Here is a 4,631-nt window from a genome sequence, read left to right on the forward strand (position 1 = left end):
CGTCCAGCCGGTCCGCCAAGCCCTTCATCCCCGTACCGCCGTCGAGGCTCGCGCCAGGCGCCGGTCTCCGTCCCGCGAGCCTCCATGAACTGCTTGAACCGCTTCAGATCACCGGAGACCTGCCGCTTCACGAAGCCCAGCTTGTCGCCGACGTTCTCGGCCACGCCACTGGGGTCGAAGTCCATCTGCAGCATGACCTTGGTCGTGTCGTCCTGGATGCGGTGGAACGTCACCACACCGGCCTGCCGCGCCTCGCCGCCCACGGTGGTCCAGGCGACGCGCTCGTCGGGGACCTGCTCGGTGATCTCCGCGTCGAACTCCCGCGCCTGTCCGCCGACCTTCGTCACCCAGTGCGTGAGGGTGTCGGTGCGCTGCTCGATGCGCTCGACGCCGTCCATGAACTCGGGGAAGGACTCGAACTGCGTCCACTGGTTGTACGCGGTGTGCACCGGCACGCGGACCTCGATGGATTCCTCTACCTGCGACAAGGCGAAACCTCCCTCTCTCGTGTGTGAGCGACGAACGGGTACCAGATCTCGCGCCGCTCACTCCTCGTCATCACAAGTTGTCCGACCAGGTGTTCTTTCCGTCCTCGCTGGTACTCGGCCAGGAACTACGGATCGGGAGGTGATCGTCATGGCGGACACGCACCGCACGGCCCCCGCCGCTCCCCGCACAGGGAGCGCGCCGGCGGCCGGGGAGGAGCCGGTGGGCGAGCTGGTGCAACGGGCCACCGAGCAGCTGACCGACCTGGTGCGCGGCGAAATGCGCCTCGCCCAGGCGGAGATGACCGAGAAGGGCAAACGCTACGGCAAGGGCGGCGGCCTGTTCGGCGGAGCCGGCGTCCTCGGCTTCGTCACCCTCCAGGCCCTGGTCGCCACGGCGATCGCCGCCCTGGCCGTACCCCTGCCGGTGTGGGCGGCGGCGCTGATCGTCACGGGCGTCCTGGCCGTCGCCACGGGCCTGACGGCGCTGGCCGGCCGCAAACAGGTGCGCAGCGCCGCCCCGCCCGCCCCGCAGCAGACCATCGACAGCGTGAAGGCCGACGTGGCCGAGATCAAGGAGAGTGCACAGCGATGACCCAGCCCCCGCACGACGAGCCGACCGCCCGCAGCCAGGAGGAGCTGCGCGAGCAGGTCGAGCACACTCGTCACGAACTGGGCGATACCGTCCAGGCCCTGGCGGACCGGGCCGACGTCAAGACACGCGCCCGTGAGAAGGCCGTCGCGGTCAGGGAACAGGCCGGGGCGAAGGCCCAGGAGTGGAGCGGGCAGGCCAGGGCCAAGGCCGCGCACGTCGCCCACACCGTGGAGGAGAAGCTGCCCGAGCCGGTCAAGCAGAAGGGCGTCGCCGCCGCTCAGGGCGCCAAGCAGAAGGCCGCACAGGCCGAGCAGGTCTGGCAGGACAAGGCCCCGCAGCAGGTGCGCGACCACCGTGCCGCCCTGCTGGCCGGTGCCGGTGCCGTCCTCGTGGCCTGCCTGCTGATCCGCCGCCGCGGCCACCGCTGAGCGAGCCGGCGCCACCGCTGAGCGAGGCGCGCTCAGCGCTGTGTGAGCCGCGGTCGAGTTCCGCGGCCACTGCTGAACAAGCCGCCGTCCCGTCGAGGGACCGCGACACCCGGCCCCCGTCACCGCTTGCGGTGGCGGGGGCCGAGGCGGCAGGGTCAGGTACCGTGGCCACCTTGCTGATCGTCCATCACACGCCCTCTCCGCACTGCCAGGCGATGTTCGAAGCCGTCGTCTCCGGGGCGACGGACCCCGAGATCGAGAACGTCCGGGTCGTCCGCGTGCCCGCGCTGTCCGCCACCGCCTCCGACGTCCTCGCCGCCGACGGCTTCCTCCTCGGCACTCCCGCGAACCTCGGCTACATGTCCGGAGCGCTCAAGCACTTCTTCGACCAGGTCTACTACCCGTGCCTGGACGCCACCCGCGGCCGCCCCTTCGGCTACTGGGTGCACGGCGGCAACGACGTCACCGGAGCGGTACGCGGCATCGAGTCGGTCACGACGGGCCTCGGCTGGCGCCGCACCGCCGAGGCCGTGACCGTGACCGGCGAGCCGGACAAGGGCGACCTCGAGCGGTGCTGGGACCTGGGCGCGACGGTGGCCGCCGGACTCATGGGCTGAACCGCACGGACCGTCAGGTCTCTTCCAGCCGGCGCCGGTCCTGCTCGTCCCATTTCCGGGTGTCGCGCGGCTGGGTGTACGGCTCGGCCTCGGGCGGATGTCCGCCGGCGATGGCCCGCTGGCGCACCGTCTCCGCGTCGAACTCCAGACCCAGCAGGATCGCCAGGTTGGTGATCCACAGCCAGACGAGGAAGACGATGACACCGGCCATCGTGCCGTAGGTCTTGTTGTACGAGGCGAAGTTGGCCACGTAGATCGCGAAGCCGGCGGACGCCACCATCCAGATCAGCAGGGCCAGCAGACTGCCCGGCGTGATCCAGCGGAAGCCCTTCACCTTGGCGTTCGGGGTCGCCCAGTACAGGATCGCGATCATGGTCGTCACCAGCAGCACCAGCACGGGCCACTTCGCGAACGACCACACCGTCAGGGCGGTGTCACCGATGCCCAGGGTCGTCCCCACCTGCCGGGCGAGCCCACCCGTGAAGACCACGATCAGCGCACTGATCACGGCCATCACCATCAGCACGACGGTCACCCCCACCCGCACCGGCAGCAGTTTCCACACCGGCCGGCCCTCGGGCATGTCGTAGACGGCGTTGGCCGAGCGGATGAACGCGGCCACGTAGCCGGACGCCGACCACACCGCCAGCACGATGCCGACGATCGCCATCAGCGAGCCGATCCCGGCGTTGCCCTGCAACTGTTCGACGGCCCGGATGATGATGTCGCGTGCCGAGCCGGGGGCCAGCTGCTGGACGTTCTCGAGCACCTTGTCCGTGGTCGACCTGCCGGTGAGGCCCAGCATCGACACCAGCACCAGCAGCGCGGGGAACAGCGCCAGCACGCCGTAGTAGGTCAGCGCGGCCGCCCGGTCGGTCAGCTCGTCGTCCTTGAACTCCCGCATGCTGCCCTTCAAGACCGCGCCCCACGACTTCCGTGGCAGGTCGGTCGGCGTGTCCGGCGCCGCACGCTCCACCTCGGGGCTCGGCCCGGGCTCTTCGGAATCGGGGGCGTGGGCCTCCCGGCGTTCCTCCTCGAAGGTCTCCGGGCGATGCGCCTCGGGCCCCGCGCGGGGGGTTTCCGGAGGCGGGGCCTCGGTCTCGTGGTGTTCTTTCCGTCCCGGAATATGCAGCTTCACCATGTGAGACGGGTAACCCCTGGCGAGGGCCTTAAGCCGCGCTCGGGCAAGCCCGGTGTGAGGCGCCGACGTGTGGTGTCCGGAGGCCGGCCGAAAAGGGTTGAGGGAGCGCTCCCACAGCGGGCACGATGCCGCCATGACCACGTCGCCCACGATCCGGCCCTACCGCCCCGAGGACCGTCCGGCCATCGACGACATCTGCGTCCGCACCGCCCACCACGGCGAGGACAGCCGCCCCCACTACGCGGACCCCGGCATCTTCCCCGCGACCTTCGCGGCGCCGTACGTCCACCTGGAGCCGGAACTGGCCTTCGTGCTGGACGACGGGCAGGGGCAGGCGGTCGGCTACATCCTCGGCACCGCGGACACCCCGCGCTTCGCCGAATCCTTCCGTGCCAAGTGGTTGCCCCTGGTCGCCGGCGCCTACCCGGAACCGCCCCGGCCGCCGCGCACCCCGGACGAGGTGATCGCGGGCTTGCTGCACCATCCCGAACGGATGGTTCTGCCCGAACTGGCCGCGCACCCCGCCCATCTGCACATCGACCTGCTGCCCGCCTGGCAGGGCAGGGGCCATGGCCGCCGCCTGATGCGGACGTTCCTGCGAGCCCTGCGGGACGGGGGAGTCCCGGCCGTGCACCTGGTCATGGCGAACGCCAACACCCGGGCCAGGGCCTTCTACGACCGCATGGGCTTCGAGGAGATCGACATCCCCGAGCCGGGTGACGTCACCTGCCTCGGACGCACCACGAAGGAACTCGACCGGCTCTGACCGACACGGAAGTGGCGCAATCGCGCATTGCCGACCCGAGTCATCGTTGCGCACTCTGTTCAGAGTGGGAGCGCTCCCACTTCGAAACATGATCGAAAACGCGAAGGAACGCACGACAACCCCCACATTCGGAAGAGGAGATCATGAATTGTCATGGTCATGACTTGACGGTGTCCAGGTTCAGGTCCCGTCTGACGCTCGCCCTGAGCGTGCTGGTCGCCGCGCTGCTCAGCCTCATCCCGTGGAGCGGCACCGCCGTCGCCCACGGCTCGGTCGTCGACCCGGCTTCCCGCAACTACGGCTGCTGGCTGCGCTGGGGCAGTGACCACCTGAATCCCGCGATGGCCCAGCAGGACCCCATGTGCTGGCAGGCGTGGCGGGCCGACGCCAACGCCATGTGGAACTGGAACGGCCTGTACCGCAACGGCTCCGGCGGGAACTTCCAGGCCGTCGTCCCCAACGGCCAGCTGTGCAGCGGCGGCCGGACCGAGGGCGGCCGGTACAACTCCCTGGACACGGCCGGCGCCTGGAAGACGACGGACATCACCGGCAACGCACGCAGGCGCAGCGCGCCGCGCTCGCGCACGCCGTCTTGCCAC

At 70.3% G+C, this 4,631-nt stretch carries 7 protein-coding genes; 5 read left to right on the forward strand and 2 right to left on the reverse strand.

The window, feature by feature from the left end; translation table 11 throughout:
* Positions 1 to 488 (reverse strand): SRPBCC family protein (locus tag ABT116_RS39695; RefSeq protein WP_351644700.1); only part of this gene is annotated, 488 nt, incomplete at its 3' end.
* Between the two features lie 148 nt (positions 489 to 636).
* Between ABT116_RS39695 and ABT116_RS39700 the strand changes: the two genes are divergently transcribed.
* The 3 genes from ABT116_RS39700 (at position 637) to ABT116_RS39710 (ending at position 2,125) form a co-directional block, all read left to right on the forward strand.
* Complete coding sequence (locus tag ABT116_RS39700) at positions 637 to 1,080, forward strand: phage holin family protein (protein WP_502984019.1); 444 nt, start codon at positions 637 to 639, stop codon at positions 1,078 to 1,080.
* The gene (locus ABT116_RS39705; protein WP_351644702.1) at positions 1,077 to 1,508 is read left to right on the forward strand and encodes a DUF3618 domain-containing protein; all 432 of its coding nucleotides are present in this window, start codon (positions 1,077 to 1,079) and stop codon (positions 1,506 to 1,508) included. Before ABT116_RS39700 ends, ABT116_RS39705 begins: the two co-directional genes overlap by 4 nt.
* Before the next feature lie 164 nt (positions 1,509 to 1,672).
* Positions 1,673 to 2,125 carry a flavodoxin family protein gene (locus ABT116_RS39710; RefSeq protein ID WP_351644704.1) on the forward strand — a complete coding sequence of 151 codons (453 nt, stop codon included), beginning with the start codon at positions 1,673 to 1,675 and terminating at the stop codon, positions 2,123 to 2,125.
* 13 nt (positions 2,126 to 2,138) lie between these two features.
* Here ABT116_RS39710 and ABT116_RS39715 read toward each other — a convergent pair whose 3' ends face one another.
* Positions 2,139 to 3,266, reverse strand: a complete 1,128-nt coding sequence (locus tag ABT116_RS39715; protein ID WP_351644708.1) for a YihY/virulence factor BrkB family protein — start codon at positions 3,264 to 3,266, stop codon at positions 2,139 to 2,141.
* A gap of 133 nt (positions 3,267 to 3,399) precedes the next feature.
* Between ABT116_RS39715 and ABT116_RS39720 the strand changes: the two genes are divergently transcribed.
* Positions 3,400 to 4,032, forward strand: a complete 633-nt coding sequence (locus ABT116_RS39720) for a GNAT family N-acetyltransferase (protein WP_351644711.1) — start codon at positions 3,400 to 3,402, stop codon at positions 4,030 to 4,032.
* 143 nt (positions 4,033 to 4,175) lie between these two features.
* On the forward strand, positions 4,176 to 4,631 hold a 456-nt coding region (locus tag ABT116_RS39725), incomplete at its 3' end, for a lytic polysaccharide monooxygenase (RefSeq protein ID WP_351644714.1).

The sequence above is a fragment of the Streptomyces sp. NPDC002130 genome, assembly GCF_040296465.1.
In the GTDB taxonomy this organism is placed as follows: Bacteria; Actinomycetota; Actinomycetes; order Streptomycetales; family Streptomycetaceae; genus Streptomyces.